Source organism: Mesorhizobium australicum WSM2073 (assembly GCF_000230995.2).
Taxonomy (GTDB): Bacteria; Pseudomonadota; Alphaproteobacteria; order Rhizobiales; family Rhizobiaceae; genus Mesorhizobium; species Mesorhizobium australicum.
This window is the reverse complement of the sequence record NC_019973.1, coordinates 5,944,326-5,961,878: the sequence shown is the minus strand read 5'-3', so window position 1 is coordinate 5,961,878 and position 17,553 is coordinate 5,944,326. Positions and strand designations below refer to the sequence as shown.

Genomic DNA, 17,553 nt, shown 5'->3' with positions numbered 1-17,553 from the left:
CGATGCATATTGATTTCCGTTTTCGCTCGGCGTCCGCGCCGCTACTCTGGATTCTGCTGACCACCTCTCCGCCTGCCGAGGCCAACGAGAGCACAGCTGTCTTTTGCGACCCGTCGCGGATCGCCTCGACCGTAGTCTCCAGCCCCAGAGCGCTACACCCGTGGCGAGCTAGCCCTCAATGGTTCCGTTGCGATGTCCCAGAACCGGAAGCTGCCCCTGGTCTAATGCGTCAGCTGTACGTCGATCGAACGTCCAACATCCCGGCCCTGTACGGCGCCGGGTGGCATCAAGTGGTCGAGGTGAAATCGATCGGTCCCCTCGTCCAGTTTCCAGAGGGATGGCTCCACAAAGGCGTGCTCGAATGATCCATAAGGTCGGCAACCCCGTCGGCGTCTAATGCCAAGTCCGCAAGGGTAGCGTGCGAGATGGATGCAAAGCTGAACGCCGCCCGAAGCAGACCGTATCATCAAAGAACGCCAGCGCATCCTGTTCGTGCTATCGGAGCAGGGCAGTTAGATTCTCGGCCCGGGGCGGCGACGCAGCAGACCACGGCCTGGTTGCCGGTACGACGAGTGCGGTCGAGGATTTCTCCGGCGAGCAGCAGCTGTCCGACGAGGCGATCGTCACCGCCAGGCGAGGTGATCCTGACGCAGAAGAATGTCGGGGCGCAATCTTCAGAGCTCAGCCGTTTGCGGCCTCGCGATAGCCTCGGCGGATGTAGGCCTTCTTCTCACGAGCGCGCAGGCTCATCATGGTCAGCGATCGTTCCTGCGAACTGATCGCTGTCAGCAAATCCAACCTTGCCTGCGAACCGTCGATTACCACCGCAAAGCCGCTCGCTCCCTACAGCGCTGGTGGAGAGCGCGCTCGCGAGCGGCTTCGCTACCGCCGAGCCACACCCGGTCTGGGAGGGACCTCGTTCGATCCTTAGGCAGCTTCCACCAGGCTCCTCGTTAGCTTCTATGCGCAACGTTGTCATGTCTGGAACGGACAAGAATGTCGAAAGCCCTACCAGGCGTCGCCCCATACCGGGTCGCCACTACGATATATGAGCGGGCGCCAACGGTGCCCCTATTCGGCACGCGATTTGCTCAATGTCATCTGAGGCGATGTCGGCAGTGCGTCACGCAGCTCAGCGGTATCTCAGTCGAGCGCGTAAACGCCTGAACGCAGGAGAACCAAATGGTAGCCAACCCGGTTCCAGATCATGTCCCCCCGGAAATGGTGGGCGACTTCAGTCTTTTTACCTCGCCATGCATGTCCCCGACGCCCAACGGCGATCCGCACGCAGCAGTCGCTTGCGTGCATGCCGGGCCGCCGATCTTTTATTCGCCTTGGAACACGCGGGCCGGACAGGGTACTTGGGTCATCACTCGCGCGGCAGATCAGCGCCGGGTGCTGCAGGAGACCGAAGTCTTTTCCAGTCATCGCAGCATCTTCGCATCTGCATTGGGCGAAGACTGGCCGATGATCCCGCTCGAACTCGATCCACCGTACCATGGAGTCTTTCGCTCACTGCTCAATCCGCTGCTTTCGCCACAGCGTGTAGCGGAATTTGAACCAACTATCCGCGAGCGAGCGATAACGCTCATCGACAGCATCGCCTCGCGGGGCACGAGCTGCGACGTGATGAAGGATTTCGCCTTTCCCTTCGCGGTCAACATCTTCCTTCGCTTTCTCGGACTGCCGGATCACCGTCTCGATACATTTGTCGGCTGGGCGAAAGATCTGCTCCACGGCGACGATCTGAGACGGCCGGCGGCTGCTCGGACTATTGTGGCGTTCATCGACGAACTGGCGGCCATGCGCCGCAAAGAGCCCGTCGACGACTTCATGAGCTTCATCGTGCATGCACAGGTCGAGGGTCGCGGGCTGACGGACCAGGAGGTCCGTGGCATTGGCGTGCTTACCTTCGTTGCGGGGCTCGACACCGTCGCTGCAGCCATTGGCTTCGACTTGGCCTATCTCGCGCGCAACCTCGAAGATCAGGAATTGCTGCGGAACGAACCGGACCGGATTGTGCTCGCAGCCGAAGAGTTGCTGCGCGCCTATCCGAGCGTTCAGATGATCCGTGTGGCACGGAAAGATATCGATTTCAAAGGCGCGCCGATCCGCAAGGGAGACTTTGTTTCCTGCGCCACGATGATTGCAAATCGTGACCCCACGGAATTTGAGGCCCCCAACACGGTCGATCTGACGCGAGAGGGCAACCCTCACGCCGCCTTTGGCTATGGTCCCCACCGCTGCCTTGGCTCTCATCTCGCCCGGCGGGAAATTGTCGTTGGGCTGGAGGAGTGGATGGCGCGCATACCGCCCTTTCGGATCAAGGAGGCAACAGCACCCATCACCCATGGCGGCCATGTGTTCGGGATCGAAAATCTGGTCCTGGATTGGGCTCGACCAAGGCCGCGCGGAACTGGGCACATACGTGGGAAGTAGCCGTGCGCATTATCGTTCACAAAGCCAGGTGCCAGGGTCATGCGCAATGCTCGGCGCGAGCGCCGGCAGTCTTCAAGCTGGATGAGGCGGGCTACATCCTACCTGGCGACATTGATGTTGCGGATGGGGAGCAACTGCTTGCGGCAGATGGGGTGCGATCCTGCCCCGAACTAGCGCTGGAAATAGACGATCCGCCTGCTGCGCGCCTAGTAGCCGAGGCCACGCGCAAACGGAAGACTCCGCTCCCGGAACAACTCAGAACCCCGGAATTTGCGACTATGGACCACGCAAAAACTACCGAACTACTCGACCGTGAGGCGATCCGCGACTGTCTGTATCGGTACTGCCGCGGGATAGACCGCGCCGATGAGGCAGCGCTGCGTAGCGCCTACTGGCCTGATGCACATGACAATCACGGGGCCTATCGCGGCTCGGCCGAGGGCTTCATTCGGTTTGCGCTCGGTGTGTTCAAGACCGGACCGCGCAACATCCATCAGATCACGAACGTCCTTGTCGAATTCATCAAACCGGCTCAGGCCGCAGTCGAGAGCTATTTCACCGCGCTGCAACGCGGACCGGACAAAGACGGAGAAATGCGCCAGATGCTGCTAAGCGGGCGCTACTGCGATCTGTTTCAAAAGAGGGCAGGCGAGTGGCGGATTGCCGATCGGACCGTCGTCTACGATTGGCTCGAGGAGCAGGTCCCAGCTGCGGTGCTTGAGACCGAACGGTTCGGCCCGCGACAGCCGATTGGAGCACCGTATCCGAACGATCCGGTCTACGCGATCGGAAAGCATCGCGTTGCTTCTCGCGATAATGCGTTCCCAGCTCCGAACGGGAAAACACATCGGTGGGACGATAATTTATGACAACTCTGCTACGCCACAGCAAGCTTAGCGACACCCTGCGCGGTAAAGATGCGGCCGCCAGGGTAGCCTTTCTGCCCCGCGACAGCGTGACCGCGACAGCGCTCTGGTCTGAGGCCACGAGCGCGCCGAGGCCGGTCTACATCGATTTGCTGGACTTTGGCAGAGCCGCTCATCGAGGCAAGCACCTGTGCTTGAGGCGTCGGACACACATTCGGCTATCCAACCGAGAGTTGGATCGCAGCCAATGGGGAGGACGCCTGTCTGGGAACGCACGCGACCGGCACCAGCACAGGGTGCTCTACGGGGGCGCACCATTCCGCCGCACCACGTCGAGGACAGAGAATTCAGAGACTCCTGGAGAAAGTTCCCATGAAGCATGCAGGACGGGTCGTCATCATAACAGGCGCCGCGGGCGGAATCGGCCGTGCCCTGGTCGATGTTCTTGCCGCAGATCAAGACACTATCGTTGCGGTGGACCTTCCTGGGAGCGGCGTGTTTGAACTGGCCCGCGATCTCGGCGAGCAGCACCTTGGCCTCGAGTGCGATGTCTCGCGAGAGGGAGATATCCTCGCGCTCTATGGCCGGGTCGAAGCACAGTTCGGGCAGATCGACGTCCTCATCAACAACGCCGCGGTGGGACCCAATGTGGCTGCCACTGTCGACACCGATGTCGACGCCTTCCGACGCCGCCTGGCAGTAAACCTGATTGGGCCGTTCCTCATGGCGCGCGAGGCGGCGAGGCGCATGAGGCCGGGAGGTGCCATCGTCAACGTCGCTTCGATGTCGGGCGTGGCCAGCAATCCCAGACGCCATGCCTACGCAGCCTCGAAAGCAGGCCTGATCTCGTTGACAAAGTCGCTTGCATGCGAATGGGCTTCTCGCGGCATCCGCGTGACGGCGGTAGCGCCGGGCTGCGTGCGCACGCCTATGACTGCAGAGCTGGAACGAGCAGGCAAAATGGACCTCTCGGCGATGCGCCGTCGCGTGCCAATGGGGCGCATGGCTCGGCCCGACGAGATCGCCCGGGCTGTGCGTTTTCTGGCAAGCGCACAGGCGCACTACGTCACGGGATCCGTGCTGGCGGTCGACGGCGGCTGGATGTCATTCAACCAACCTGGGGATGCCTGCCCTGAGGTGGAAGGCGTTCCCCTAAGCGAACTCTCCTGTCCGGCCCAACGCGCCGACGCGCGAGTGGTGCTCGTCACGGGTGGTGCGAACGGTATAGGCGCCGCCGTTGCTCGCCGTTTTGCCGCGAATGGTGATACCGTCGTGATCGCCGATAAAGACCGCACCGCGGCAACGCTCCTGGCTGCACTGCTTGGCGGAAAGAACATCGCGAAATCGGTAGATGTGGCCGTCGAGGCCGAGGTGGTGGCGCTGTTTGAGGAACTGAGGGAGCGCTTCGGGGGCGTCGATATCCTCGTCAACGGTGCTTCTGTCGTCGACACTTTTGTGGCTGGGATCGAACAAATGCCTGCAGACATCGAACGTGTCCTGCATGTCAATCTCACTGGCGCCTTCATTTGCGCGCGTGAAGCGATCAAAGCAATGCGCCCTGGCGGCGTGATCCTCAACCTCGGATCGATCAACAGTTTTCTGCCCTTCGCGCCGCGTCACGCCTACGGTGCCTCGAAGGCGGCGATGGACATGCTGACCCGATGCATGGCGGCCGAACTGGGGCCCGCCGGCATTCGCACAGCCACCGTCGCTCCTGGCTATATCCGCACTCCCGCCATTAGCGAGTTGGCGAAAACCGGCCATATCGACTTGGCAACGATCGGCCGACGGATCCCTTTGGGCAGGATGGGAAGGCCGGAAGACGTTGCAGATGCAGCGTTTTTCCTGGCTTCCTCCGACGCCTCATACATCAACGGCTCGATCCTCTATGTGGACGGCGGCTGGACCGCGTTCGGTGACGCAGGAAACGCCAGCGAACTCTACGACGAATGCTTTGCGGAGGCGGGTGTTTGAACGTCGACCATCGCTACGCAACCGGGCGCCGTCCATGAAAGCGGAGACCCTGGCTTGGGACGCGCCCGCGGCGCGGCCCCGATCCAAGATGTCGGCGGGGCAACGTCCCTCGGTATGGGGGCTCTCGCGCGTGCCTGCAACCGCGGATCGCAAAACTGCTTATCGTAACACTATGCCCCTGCCAGGCGCCCGATCCGAGGCAATCGCGTGTCTCGGATGAGCGCAGTTCCAAATTCGCCACCATCAGCAAACAAGGAAACATAGTGGAATTCGCCACCTTCATCCTGGCCGCCCAACGTGGGTATCATCAATCCCCCGAGATCGTTATCCGAAACTCGATCGAACAGGCCATCGTTTCGGAACAGGCCGGCTTCGGCACAGCCTGGTTCGCAGAACACCACTTCAACAACTACAGCCTGATCCCGTCGCCGTTGATGATGGTGGCCCACTGCGCCGGAGTGACGAGCACCATTCGCCTCGGCACTGCCGTCTGCGTTCTGCCGCTCTACAAACCGCAGCGTCTGCTCTCCGAGATCGGATTCGCCGATATCCTTGCGAACGGTCGCCTGGAACTCGGCGTCGGCTCTGGATACCAACAGTTCGAGTTCGAGCGCTTCGGCGTCAGTATCGATGAGGCGCCGGCCATCTTTTCGGAACACCTCGATATCCTTTTGAAGGGTCTCAACCAGAACATCTTCGAGCACGATGGCCACTATGAGAAAATACCCCCGACAGCGATTTCAGTATCCACCGTCCAAAGGCCGGCACCGCCCATCTGGATGGCCGGCGGGCCGGCCCGCATGAAACGGGCCTACCGAGAGGGTCACAATTTCTTTGTCACCGCATTCCACGACGGCCTGGCGAGCTTGAGCACGTTGCGCGGAGCAATCAAGGAGGCGGCGGCTTCCGAGGACAGGAATGTGACGGACGCCAGGATATCGCTGTTGCGTTGCTGCTACGCCAGCGATGACGAGGAGGAGATCAAAAGCTATCTCGACAACGCCCGTTTCCAGCGCCGCCTGTCCGAGGCGCTGCATCAGCGCCGGCAGCAGAGCCACGACGGCTATCTGCTGCAGGAAACGCCCACCCAGCAGGATCTGTCCTTCGGGGCAATGCGCAACAACCTGCCGATCGGCAGTGTGAATCGCGTGATTGATCGCTTGCTGGAAGAGATCGACATTCTGAATCCGGATCAGATCGCTATCCAGACCCAGTTGGGGGATTTCGACCAAAAGCTAATGCTGCGCCAGATCGAACTCTGGGGAGACAAGATCATTCCCGCAATCAACAAGGCGCTGGGTTATGCGCGCGTTTGAATTCATAAGGGGTCCAACTTCGTGCCGCAGCTTCTTTTTCGTTCCACTCGGCATAAACGATTTCAAATGGCACGTTCATGAACGGAACTTGGCGTGCTTTCGATGAGTGGCGCTGCCGTCACCTGGACGGCCCCAGATGGGGTTCCCCACTATCTCGCCTGCCGACGGGCGAGCCTTCACGGCTAACCCGTCGCTTCAGGACCTGCTCGCGCCGTCAGCCAATTTCACGGCGTCGTGTCCTGGGTGAAATTCTCGCCTGCCGACAGGCTGCAGGACGCGTTTCAAGGCGAGCTCAATTGCATGATCAAGGCGGTCGATTTCGTCGACCGCTCCATTGGGCACGAGCCTGGGCACACGTGTGCCCGAAAGACTGACTGACCCGCGTTGCGCTCGGCAGAGTGCTGCGTGAAGGCACAGACCAGGAGAACGGAACATGTCCGGTCAAAACGATGCGCATATCGGCACCGGCCAATGGCCGACGATCCAGCCGGAGAAGGAGTTCGACGAACATGTGCTTGCCTGCGTCTTCTCCTGTGCGTTCAAGGAGGTCGAGGCTGGCACGACAGTGGCGGAGTCAACAGGCCTTTCGCTTGCCGAGCTGCGCGAGGTCTTGCCCCGCAGTTTCCCTGGTACCGCGATGGCAGCATTCGCCTCGGCAGACGTCAGCGATGTTGAGCCGGGTATAGAGGAAGAACTTCTGCGCGGCCTGCTACTGGCACATGCCCGGGCGAGCCATCCGGCGAGCGCCCGCTTCGCTAAGATCCTCGCCCGGCGCGCCATGCATGATGGCCATCTGTGGCAGGACCTTGGGCTTCCCGACCGGGCCGAGCTCAACCGCCTTCTTGCCACACACTTTCCGACGCTGGCGGCCGGCAACACCCAAAATATGAAATGGAAGAAGTACTTTTACCGCAAACTCTGCGAGGCCGAAGGGTTTTCGCTGTGCACTGCGCCCAATTGTCGGGAATGCAGTGATTTCGAAAATTGCTTCGGCCCCGAGAGAGGCGAATGTGAAGAACGCGTCACACCGGTTTAAACGCCGCGTTCGTCACGAGGCCCTGAGGCCTTGATTACCGTTGTGCCACAAGCGTTTTTCCCGGCGCCGTTGTATGGAGGAGGGGACATTCATCGCCTCGCGATATTTTGCGACCGTGCGGCGAGCGAGATCGATACCGTCTTCCTTGAGCCGGTCAGCGATTTCATCGTCCGAAAGCACGTTCTCAAACGATTCTTCGGCGACCATTGCTTTGATCCTATGGCGGACAGCTTCGGCGGAGTGCGCGTCACCGCCTTCGGAAGAAGCGATCGCGACAGTGAAAAAGTACTTGAGCTCGAACACTCCACGTGGGGTGTGCATGTACTTGTTCGACGTTACCCGGCTTACAGTCGACTCGTGCATGTTGATCACGTCAGCGACCGCCTTGAGATTGAGGGGCCGTAGGTGGGCGACGCCATATTCCAGAAAGGCATGCTGCTGGCGCACGATTTCGTTCGAAACTTTGACGATCGTCTTGGCGCGCTGATCGAGGCTGCTGATTAACCAGAGCGCATTCTGTAAGCATTCGTTGAGAAATGTCATCTCTTTCGATTTTTTGCCGACTCGGCGTGAAACTTCCTTGAGATAAGTGTGTTTGATCAAAACCTTGGGCTGCGTGTTCGGATCAGGCTCGATCTGCCATCCACCTCCGGGCGAGGGAGTGGCCCAGACATCCGGCACGATGCATTCCGGCGCGCCCGAGTGGAATGCGTTTCCGGGCTTGGGGTCGAGCGCACGGATTTCCTGCAGCATGTCGAAAAGATCTTCGTCGTCGACGCCGCAACGCACCTTCAAAGTCCGAAAATCGCGTCGCGCAAGCACGTCAAGGTTGGCAGTCAAAGCCGCCATGGCCGGGTCGAACCGGTCTCGCTGGCGCAGCTGTATCTCAAGACATTCGCCGAGAGATCGTGCGAAAATCCCCGGCGGATCGAGGTGCTGCAAGATACCCAAAACTCGTTCCACTTCGGCCGGCGGGATGTTTAGCTTCCCGGCCAGCTCCGAAGCACTTGCCCCAAGCCAACCAGTGTCATCCAGATGTCCCGCAAGCACATTAGCAATCAGCCGCTCGTGCGGCGTGAAGGCGGTGAAGGAAATCTGAGAAGCGACATGGTCGTGCAACGTTTCTGGTAAGGCGACAAACTCCTCGAAGGCACGATGATCGCCAGGCGCGGTGCTCGATTTCCCTTGCCTGGGCAGATCCCGTCTCTTCGCATACTCCAGAAGGGGATTTCTCTCGAGCTCCTGGGCCACGAACTGATTCAGTTCGGGAATGTTCATTTGAAGCAGGCGAATCGACTGGATGAGTTGAGGCGATAATCCAAGAGACTGTTTCTGAAGTAGGCTCAACGACGATTTCATGGTCACTTATTCCTGTCCAAGAAGCTCTGACCGCGGCTGGTTTCGATCTCTCACAGGTCGACGCCTCGCATGCGCGTCACCTTTGAATGACCATCCCGGACGCGCCGCTTTAGAGCTTTGCCCTTGTGCAAGTGGCGTCCAAACGCAGCTGCACATCTTCGGCACCAGGTCATGCAGCGTCCTTCAATGTTTGAAGGACGTTCTGCGGGGATGAGACGCCATAGGGGTCGGTCCCGCAGTTGTCGGAGAAACCTTCCTCCTCAAACCACTGCTCCACCACGCCATTATTGACCAGAGCCGCGTAGCGCCAGGAGCGCATACCGAAGCCGAGATTGTCCTTGGCAACCAGCATGCCCATTTTGCGAGTGAACTCGCCTGAACCGTCGGGGATCAGCTCGACTTTCTGCAACCCCAAGGACTTCCCCCATGCATTCATGACAAAGGCATCGTTGACGGAGAGGCAGTAGATCGCGTCAATTCCCTCCTTCTTGAATTCCGCATAGAGATCTTCGAAATTCGGCAGTTGGTAGGTCGAACAGGTCGGTGTGAAAGCACCGGGCAGAGAGAACAGGATGACCCGTTTGCCGGCAAAGTAGTCGTCGGATGTTCTTTTTTCCCAGCGGTATGGATTTGGCCCCTGGACTGAATCATCGCGGACACGCGTAAGAAACGTGACGAAGGGAACCTTCTTTTTACCGGTCATCAATTTTCTCCTTGAAAGGAGGTGGCACTGGATTCTTGCAGGGGCTGGCGCAATACCGAGCTGCGGGTCTCGTGCATGGCATGATGCCGACGGCGCTCCCGATGCTTTCCCCATTCGGGTGTATGGGAACGGCCCGGCTCCAGGTGTTCTTCACCCGAACCGCATCGACGTGAGCGATTGGGGGACGCGGCTCCCGATTCATGGCAACGGCCCGGCTCCAGACCTTTCTCACCCGAAAGCCATCGATATGAGGGATGAGGGCACCTTCTAGCGCCGCGATTGGTCTTGCCGCGACTAGGGCGCCGGAGCCGGCATGGATCACCCACTCCTCATACCCGGGGTCAAAATGCTGGCAACCGGACATGACCAGCAGCGGGATGAGCATATGCGTCGCAAAAGTGATTCTCCGCGCCGCAGAGCGGCGTGGCTGAACTGGTTCAGCGTATTGGCTGGACTTGCCTGTTTCCGGCCGACGTGGGCTCCGCCGAAACTTTGAGAAGCCTCTGGGCCACTGACATGCTGATGCAAACCGATTTGTGGCAAATGCGCGAGCATCATCTGGCGTCTCGGCATCGAACCCCAGTTGCAAAGCCGCTTCGGAGGACGGATCTCCGAACCGGACGACGTCCCGATCTTCAGCGAGGACGGCCACCGTCGCCTTTGTCCATCGTTTGGAGCTTGGGGCGTCAGCCATGGTAGTCACCTTCTTCCTGGTTTGATGGGCTCTAAGCACAAGGCAGCAAGCGGCATGCCATTTCCAATGAAGCTGCTCCTGCACCAGCGCTATCGCTTCGAGACGACGTCTTCGCCAACCGGAGGTGCGCGCCAGAGCCGTCACGTCATCACACCGAACAAAAGTCCTGTGTAGAGAGGGTATTCACGCGTCCGGCGCCGGCTGGCAAAGGACGGGCCAGACAGGGCAAGCCCGGGCAATACCCCGCATCGGCCGGCACAGCGATTGCACAGTGTGTTTGCCCTGGCGTGTTTTTACGTGCGACTAACGTGAACGCAGGCCGGCAGCGCCACGATCCGGATTCGATAAGGATCGCTTTCGCTACGATCTTTACACGCTTGGTGTTCCTCTCGCCGAGCGTCCCTATCGAAATCTATTGTGTCGGAAACTGGACTAGAATTGTCGCAAAGCCGACCCAAAGGTCGCCAAGAAGCGTCCGCTGTTTGCGGGAACCGGCAGAACGCAACGGAGCGCCAACCGGGCACGCAAATAGCCAACAATCTTGTCAGTGGGACGTCTGCAAATTTCGAGGAGAGCCTCGGCTGCCCCTAAGGACGCTTGATGCAGGAGCGCATTGATCTTCCGCTCCAACTCAACTGAAAGGATTTCTGTGACCTATATCGGTCGCTATGCCTGGACAGGCACTAAATCGGCATTTCAAAACCGATGATTTGACGGGTCTCGCTAGCTCGCGCCGAAAAAGTTTGCTGCCCATTTGTGCCCGACGTTCAAACGCTCATTGAAGAGCAGATTGCGCCCTTATCTCCCAAGCTCGTCGGCGTCCACCAGCGGGACGAGTTCGTTGCCATGAAGTTGTCGGACATAGTCATTCGAGAGGTGAGACCGTCGTTGCGCTGACACCCTTGCAATATCAGGACATCGATGTCGGCGAAGATGGGCTGCGCAACCTGACCAAGTCCGCCCGGGCCGAGCGCTGATCGCTCGCTGTAGTCTCGGTGCAGGCCGGCAAGGCACCGGCGCTGGTCCATGCCCGTTGAAGAGCCGACGTGGAAGAGGCAGTACCGCGAATTAGGCGGCCGTCCTAGGCGAGACGAAGGCCTGGATCGAAAAAGTATCGTGGGCAGACCGCGTCGCGCGGCTGGTGCGAGTCCACCTCGACGGCGAGCTTCTCTCCCACCAGGCGGTTAGGTTGCGTGTTTCGGGTCGAATACGAACACTGTGAGTGCCGCGAGCAATGTGGCAATTGCGGTGTAGGCAAAGACACCCGTGACGTGGTCGGGATCATTCAGCAGCAGTCCGCCGAAAATCGCGCCGGCTGCGATGGCTACCTGGAACGTTGAGGTCATCAGCACGGCGGCGCTTTCGGCCTGCTCGGGGACGGCACGCAGCAGTATCCAAGTCTGCAACCCCACCGGCACCGCGCCGAAGGCAAAGCCCCATACGGAAACCGCAATCGCCGAGGCATAGGTCGATGCTCCAAACTTCAGCAACGAGACAGCGGCTATCGCCATAAGGAAGGATGGCAGGGCCGCGACTGCCTTGAGACTGTGTTTGGCCAGGAATGCTCCGGCAAAACTGCCGAAGAAGCCGCTTATGCCAGAAAGGAGCAACAATATCCAGATCCCGTTGGTACCGAGCTTGGGAGTCGTCTCGAGGAAGACCCGAATATAGCTGAAGCTGGTGAAGTGCCCAGAAGCGACCAGCAGTACGACCAAAAGTGCGACCTTGATGGTCGGATCTTTGGCCGCATCCAGCAGACTGCGGAATCCAGCCATTTCAACCGGAGGCAGCGTCGGCATCGTTAAAAGCAGCACCAGCAGCGTAACAGCATTAAGCACTGCGGTGAGCGTGAAGGCCACTCGCCATCCCAAGCTGCCGCCGACGACGGCGCCGAATGCAGGCACGCATACGAGAGCGACCGAAACGCCGGCGAGGATGATTGACATGGCGCGCGGCAGAAGATGATTTGGAACGAGCCGTATCGCCAGCGATGCCGAAATCGACCAGAAGCCTCCGAGCGCAATGCCGAGCATAACGCGTGCTGCCAGCAAAACCGGCAGCGACGACCCGACTGCCACCAGGAGGTTGGACAGGATCTGAAGCAGCATCATTGCCCACAGGACGGTCCTGCGGTCCAGGCGCTTTGTAATAATGGCCATCGTCGGCGCTGAGATCGCCGCAGCAATGCCCGTCGCTGTGATCGCATATCCAACCGCATCCACTGAGATACCGAGATCGTGCGCTATCAGCGTCAGCACGCTGGCTGGCAGACACTCTGCCGCCACCAGCCCGAAGGTGCCCAAAGCAAGCGAAATGACCGCACCCCATGCGGGAGGAGATAGTCGATCCGGCGTTTCTGGGCCGTGCAGAACAGTTTCGATAAGACCCGTCGCCGATTCGGTCATGAACATTCTCGCCCAACATGGGTTGGCTGCGATGATCCGAACTAAAGGCAAAAGCGCGCCATCGCTGCCCGACATCTTGTGATAGTAGGGCGTGCAATTTCGGTGCCGGTTCTCCGTGCCCGACGGGGGTGTCATCGTCGGCAGACGTCTCATCAGGCTGTTCTATGCCGACCACGGCTTCCGTCTCGAACCAGCCATGCGCGCCAGCAGTTCCGAGCACGGACGTCTGATGTTCCGTGACGGGACGACGCGAGCCGGTCGCTATGACCGCCGCCTTTAAGCAGCCAAAAACCGGCTCTGACTCAAAGGACCATTTCCGGTGGCTCGAACCTGACGTTTTGTGTCGGGCATTGTCGGGTCCGCTACACGGCTCGTTCCAACAATAATCTATCTGCCAGCGAGCACTTGTTAGCGCACAAGCTAACTAGCTTGAGCCAAAAGGAAAAATCCCGCTTTGGCTGTCCTTCGGAAAAGTTGGCACGAATCTTGAGACCTCGTTGTGAGGCGGCAAGAGCTGCCCATCGGCATTTGTGTCCCGGGCAGCCGCGACGGATAAAACCAAGGAAGGAAACCTATTAATGTCAGGTCTGCGTCAGATCGCCTTTTACGGCAAGGGCGGCATCGGCAAGTCCACCACCTCCCAAAATACGCTCGCCGCCCTCGTCGACCTCGGGCAGCGAATCCTCATCGTCGGCTGCGACCCCAAAGCGGATTCCACCCGCCTGATCCTGAACTCGAAGGCTCAGGATACTGTCCTGCATCTCGCGGCACAGGAAGGTTCGGTGGAAGACCTCGAGCTTCAGGACGTGCTTAAGGTAGGCTACAGAGGCATCAAGTGCGTGGAGTCCGGCGGCCCGGAGCCGGGTGTGGGCTGCGCCGGCCGCGGCGTCATCACCTCAATCAATTTCCTTGAGGAGAACGGCGCCTACGACGATGTCGACTATGTCTCCTACGACGTGCTCGGGGACGTGGTTTGCGGCGGTTTCGCGATGCCGATCCGCGAGGGCAAGGCGCAGGAAATCTATATCGTCATGTCCGGGGAGATGATGGCGCTCTATGCCGCCAATAATATCGCCAAGGGCATCCTGAAATATGCACATTCGGGCGGTGTTCGGCTCGGCGGACTGATCTGTAACGAGCGTCAGACCGACCGTGAGCTTGACCTGGCCGAAGCACTGGCTTCCAGGCTCAACTCCAAGCTCATCCACTTCGTGCCGCGCGACAACATCGTCCAGCACGCCGAGCTCAGAAAGATGTCAGTGATCCAATATGCGCCCGACTCCAAGCAGGCCGGAGAATACCGCGCGCTGGCTGAGAAGATACATGCGAATTCTGGCCAGGGTACCATCCCGACCCCGATTACCATGGAGGAGCTCGAGGACATGCTGCTCGATTTCGGCATCATGAAAACCGACGAGCAGATGCTTGCCGAGCTCCAGGCCAAGGAAGCGGCAAAGGCGGCAGCCCAGTAACCGATATTGGGCGCCCTCCTTGAGGTGGCACGCCTTGCAAAGAACGGCGCCTCGTCGGTGAGGCGTCACCAGACACCTTGAAAGGGGTCCCATGAGCCTGGAATACGAGAATGATGGTGCTCTCCATGCGAAGCTTATTGAGGAGGTGCTATCGCAATATCCGGACAAAGCGGCGAAGCGCCGCAAAAAGCATCTCAGCGTCGCAAAGAGCGGGGACCAGGCCGGCGGGGAAAGCGAGATCCTTTCCGAATGCGACGTCAAATCGAACATCAAGTCCATTCCGGGAGTGATGACCATACGCGGCTGCGCCTATGCCGGTTCAAAGGGCGTGGTCTGGGGTCCGGTCAAGGATATGGTCCATATCTCGCACGGCCCCGTCGGTTGCGGCCAATATTCCTGGTCACAGCGCCGCAACTACTACGTCGGAACAACGGGCATCGACACGTTCGGGACAATGCAGTTCACATCCGATTTCCAGGAGAAAGACATTGTCTTCGGCGGTGACAAGAAACTGGAACAGATCATCGATGAGATCGAGCTACTGTTTCCGCTGAATAACGGCATCACGGTGCAATCCGAATGCCCGATCGGTCTCATTGGCGATGACACCGAGGCAGTTTCTCGCAAGAAGGCCAAGGAGTACGAAAAGACTATCGTGCCGGTGCGCTGCGAGGGCTTCCGCGGCGTCTCGCAATCACTCGGCCACCATATCGCCAATGACTCCATCCGCGACTGGGTCTTCGACAAGAAGGACGTCGATTTCGAGGCCGGTGCTTACGACGTCAACGTGATCGGCGACTACAATATTGGCGGCGACGCGTGGGCCTCGCGCATCCTGCTTGAGGAGATAGGATTGCGCGTGGTCGGCAACTGGTCCGGTGACGCGACACTGGCCGAGATCGAGCGCGCCCCGAAGGCCAAGCTCAATCTCATCCACTGCTACCGGTCGATGAACTACATCTGCCGGCATATGGAGGAAAAGTATGGCGTCGCCTGGATGGAGTACAATTTCTTCGGACCGTCCCAGATCGAGACCTCCCTGCGTAAAATAGCCAAGCATTTCGGCTCCGAAATCGAGGAGAAAGTCGAGAAGGTCATCGCCAAGTACAGACCGCTTGTCGACGCCGTCATCTCAAAGTACCGGCCGCGCCTCGAAGGCAATACCGTCATGCTCTACGTCGGCGGCCTGCGCCCCCGCCACGTCATCACAGCTTACGAAGACCTCGGCATGGTCATCGTTGGCACCGGCTACGAGTTCGCTCACAACGATGACTATCAACGCACGGGCCATTACGCAAAGAATGGCACCCTGATCTATGACGACGTTACCGGCTATGAGTTGGAGAAGTTCATCGAGGGAGTTCGCCCCAACCTGGTTGGCTCTGGCATCAAGGAAAAATACCCCGTGCAGAAGATGGGTATCCCGTTCCGTCAAATGCACTCCTGGGACTATTCGGGACCTTATCATGGCTATGACGGCTTCGCCATTTTCGCGCGCGACGTGGATCTTGCGATCAACAATCCGGTCTGGGACCTCTACCAGGCACCTTGGAAACAAGGCCCGTCCCGCGGGCAGGCGATGGCTGCCGAATAGACGCCCTGTCCAAGGCCTAGTCTCCCCCAGAGAGACGATGAACCCCCGCGGCTTGTGAGCCTCGGGAAACCGCAAACGTCTCGACGTACCTGAGCTGCCGTATGGCGCGGCCAGATGGAAAAGAGGTAATACCAATGCCGCAGTCGGCCGAAAAGATTCTCGACCACGCTCCGCTGTTCCGCGAGCCGGAATACAGGCAGATGCTCGCCGAGAAGAAGCTGAATTTCGAATGTCCGCACCCGGATCAGATCGTTGCCGATCAGGGTGAATTCACCAAGACCTGGGCGTACCGCGAAAAGAACCTCGCCCGACAAGCGCTTGTGATTAATCCCGCCAAGGCCTGCCAGCCGCTCGGCGCGGTGTTCGCGGCCGCAGGCTTCGAGCGGACCATGTCCTTCGTCCACGGTAGCCAGGGCTGCGTGGCCTACTACCGCTCTCATCTATCGCGCCATTTCAAGGAGCCTGCTTCGGCAGTTTCCTCCTCGATGACGGAGGACGCGGCAGTGTTCGGGGGCCTGAAGAACCTGGTCGACGGGCTCGCCAACACATACCAGCTTTACGACCCCAAGATGATCGCAGTGTCGACGACTTGTATGGCCGAGGTCATAGGCGACGACCTGCACAGCTTCATCGAGAACGCCAAAGACGAAAAGTCGGTGCCGAGCGACTTTGACGTGCCCTTCGCCCACACGCCGGCCTTCGTCGGCAGCCATATCGACGGCTATGACGGCATGCTGAAGGGCATTCTAGAGCACTTCTGGAAAGGCCAGGAGCGCACGGAGGCCAAGGGAACCATCAACGTCATTCCGGGCTTCGACGGCTTCTGCGTCGGCAACAACCGGGAACTCAAACGCCTGCTCGATATGATGGGTGTGTCCTACACCTTCATCCAGGACGCCTCTGACCAGTTCGACACGCCATCGGACGGGGAATACCGCATGTATGACGGCGGCACGAAGATCGAAGAGGTGAAGGGGGCACTCGACGCCGAGGCAACGCTTTCGCTCCAGCACTACAACACCCGAAAAACGCTCGACTATTGCGGGCAAGTTGGGCAGGCCACGGCTTCCTTCCATTATCCGCTCGGCGTCCAGGCGACCGACGAATTGCTGATGAAGGTGTCGGCGCTTTCCGGCAAGGAAATCCCCGAGGCAATCCGACTGGAGCGCGGCCGACTGGTTGATGCCATGGCCGACAGCCAATCCTGGCTGCACGGCAAGAAGTACGCGATCTACGGCGACCCGGACTTCGTGTACGCCATGGCCCGCTTCGTCATGGAGACCGGCGGCGAGCCGACACATTGCCTGGCCACCAACGGCTCCTCGGCCTGGCAAGCCGAGTTGCAGGAGCTGCTTGACGCCTCGCCCTTCGGCGCGGATGCCCAGGTCTGGGCCGGCAAGGACCTGTGGGCGATGCGGTCGCTGCTCTTCACCGAGCCGGTCGACCTGCTGATCGGCAATTCCTATGGCAAGTATCTGGAGCGTGACACCGGCACGCCGCTGATCCGCCTGACGTTTCCGATCTTCGACCGGCACCATCACCATCGTTTTGCGCTCATGGGCTATCAAGGCGGATTGCGCGTGCTGACCACGATCCTCGACAAGATCTTCGACAAACTCGATCGCGAGACGAGCCAGACGGGCGTGACGGACTATTCCTATGACCTCACCCGCTGAAACATACGGCCAGCTTTTC

The 17,553-nt window shown here is 59.6% G+C and carries 11 protein-coding genes and 1 pseudogene; 9 read left to right on the top strand and 3 right to left on the bottom strand.

All coding sequences use genetic code 11. From position 1 onward, the window contains the following. Positions 1 to 1,182 precede the first annotated feature (1,182 nt). The 6 genes and pseudogenes from MESAU_RS28565 to MESAU_RS28545 all read left to right on the top strand — a co-directional run bounded on the left by MESAU_RS28565 (position 1,183) and on the right by MESAU_RS28545 (position 7,631). Positions 1,183 to 2,439: a cytochrome P450 gene (locus MESAU_RS28565; RefSeq protein WP_013533500.1), complete on the top strand. Its 1,257-nt coding sequence runs from the start codon at positions 1,183 to 1,185 to the stop codon at positions 2,437 to 2,439. A 2-nt stretch (positions 2,440 to 2,441) separates the two neighbouring features. Beyond that, positions 2,442 to 2,612: pseudogene (locus MESAU_RS32125) on the top strand (ferredoxin); the annotation flags it as partial. Positions 2,613 to 2,717: 105 nt separating this feature from the next. Further along, complete coding sequence (locus tag MESAU_RS28560) at positions 2,718 to 3,308, top strand: nuclear transport factor 2 family protein (RefSeq protein ID WP_013897121.1); 591 nt, start codon at positions 2,718 to 2,720, stop codon at positions 3,306 to 3,308. Positions 3,309 to 3,677: 369 nt separating this feature from the next. Continuing rightward, positions 3,678 to 5,279 (top strand): SDR family oxidoreductase, encoded by a 1,602-nt coding sequence (locus tag MESAU_RS28555; RefSeq protein ID WP_013533498.1) that lies wholly within the window; start codon positions 3,678 to 3,680, stop codon positions 5,277 to 5,279. 263 nt (positions 5,280 to 5,542) lie between these two features. Beyond that, positions 5,543 to 6,595 (top strand): LLM class flavin-dependent oxidoreductase, encoded by a 1,053-nt coding sequence (locus MESAU_RS28550; RefSeq protein ID WP_013533497.1) that lies wholly within the window; start codon positions 5,543 to 5,545, stop codon positions 6,593 to 6,595. A gap of 433 nt (positions 6,596 to 7,028) precedes the next feature. Then, positions 7,029 to 7,631 carry a nitrogen fixation protein NifQ gene (locus MESAU_RS28545; RefSeq protein WP_013533496.1) on the top strand — a complete coding sequence of 201 codons (603 nt, stop codon included), beginning with the start codon at positions 7,029 to 7,031 and terminating at the stop codon, positions 7,629 to 7,631. Positions 7,632 to 7,643: 12 nt separating this feature from the next. On the opposite strand, the gene rpoN is transcribed toward MESAU_RS28545, so the two are convergent. From rpoN to MESAU_RS28525, 3 genes are all read right to left on the bottom strand, one after another. Then, positions 7,644 to 8,990, bottom strand: a complete 1,347-nt coding sequence (gene rpoN, locus MESAU_RS28540; protein WP_013533495.1) for an RNA polymerase factor sigma-54 — start codon at positions 8,988 to 8,990, stop codon at positions 7,644 to 7,646. Positions 8,991 to 9,159: 169 nt separating this feature from the next. Continuing rightward, complete coding sequence (locus tag MESAU_RS28535) at positions 9,160 to 9,693, bottom strand: peroxiredoxin (RefSeq protein ID WP_013533494.1); 534 nt, start codon at positions 9,691 to 9,693, stop codon at positions 9,160 to 9,162. Positions 9,694 to 11,571: 1,878 nt separating this feature from the next. Continuing rightward, the gene (locus MESAU_RS28525; protein ID WP_013533492.1) at positions 11,572 to 12,792 is read right to left on the bottom strand and encodes an MFS transporter; all 1,221 of its coding nucleotides are present in this window, start codon (positions 12,790 to 12,792) and stop codon (positions 11,572 to 11,574) included. 578 nt (positions 12,793 to 13,370) lie between these two features. Between MESAU_RS28525 and nifH the strand changes: the two genes are divergently transcribed. The 3 genes from nifH (at position 13,371) to nifK (ending at position 17,534) form a co-directional block, all read left to right on the top strand. After that, the gene (gene nifH / locus MESAU_RS28520) at positions 13,371 to 14,264 is read left to right on the top strand and encodes a nitrogenase iron protein (protein ID WP_013533491.1); all 894 of its coding nucleotides are present in this window, start codon (positions 13,371 to 13,373) and stop codon (positions 14,262 to 14,264) included. 91 nt (positions 14,265 to 14,355) lie between these two features. Further along, the gene (nifD, locus tag MESAU_RS28515; protein WP_013533490.1) at positions 14,356 to 15,858 is read left to right on the top strand and encodes a nitrogenase molybdenum-iron protein alpha chain; all 1,503 of its coding nucleotides are present in this window, start codon (positions 14,356 to 14,358) and stop codon (positions 15,856 to 15,858) included. A 134-nt stretch (positions 15,859 to 15,992) separates the two neighbouring features. Beyond that, positions 15,993 to 17,534: a nitrogenase molybdenum-iron protein subunit beta gene (gene nifK / locus MESAU_RS28510; RefSeq protein WP_013533489.1), complete on the top strand. Its 1,542-nt coding sequence runs from the start codon at positions 15,993 to 15,995 to the stop codon at positions 17,532 to 17,534. Positions 17,535 to 17,553: the final 19 nt, after the last annotated feature.

Excerpts from the sequence above, each read along its gene's own strand:
- nifK (WP_013533489.1), top strand. The coding sequence starts at position 15,993 with ATGCCGCAGTCGGCCGAAAAGATTCTCGACCACGCTCCGCTGTTCCGC.
- MESAU_RS28560 (WP_013897121.1), top strand. The coding sequence starts at position 2,718 with ATGGACCACGCAAAAACTACCGAACTACTCGACCGTGAGGCGATCCGC.
- MESAU_RS28565 (WP_013533500.1), top strand. The coding sequence starts at position 1,183 with ATGGTAGCCAACCCGGTTCCAGATCATGTCCCCCCGGAAATGGTGGGC.
- MESAU_RS28555 (WP_013533498.1), top strand. The coding sequence starts at position 3,678 with ATGAAGCATGCAGGACGGGTCGTCATCATAACAGGCGCCGCGGGCGGA.
- nifH (WP_013533491.1), top strand. The coding sequence starts at position 13,371 with ATGTCAGGTCTGCGTCAGATCGCCTTTTACGGCAAGGGCGGCATCGGC.
- rpoN (WP_013533495.1), bottom strand. The coding sequence starts at position 8,990 with ATGAAATCGTCGTTGAGCCTACTTCAGAAACAGTCTCTTGGATTATCG.
- nifD (WP_013533490.1), top strand. The coding sequence starts at position 14,356 with ATGAGCCTGGAATACGAGAATGATGGTGCTCTCCATGCGAAGCTTATT.
- MESAU_RS28535 (WP_013533494.1), bottom strand. The coding sequence starts at position 9,693 with ATGACCGGTAAAAAGAAGGTTCCCTTCGTCACGTTTCTTACGCGTGTC.
- MESAU_RS28545 (WP_013533496.1), top strand. The coding sequence starts at position 7,029 with ATGTCCGGTCAAAACGATGCGCATATCGGCACCGGCCAATGGCCGACG.
- MESAU_RS28525 (WP_013533492.1), bottom strand. The coding sequence starts at position 12,792 with ATGACCGAATCGGCGACGGGTCTTATCGAAACTGTTCTGCACGGCCCA.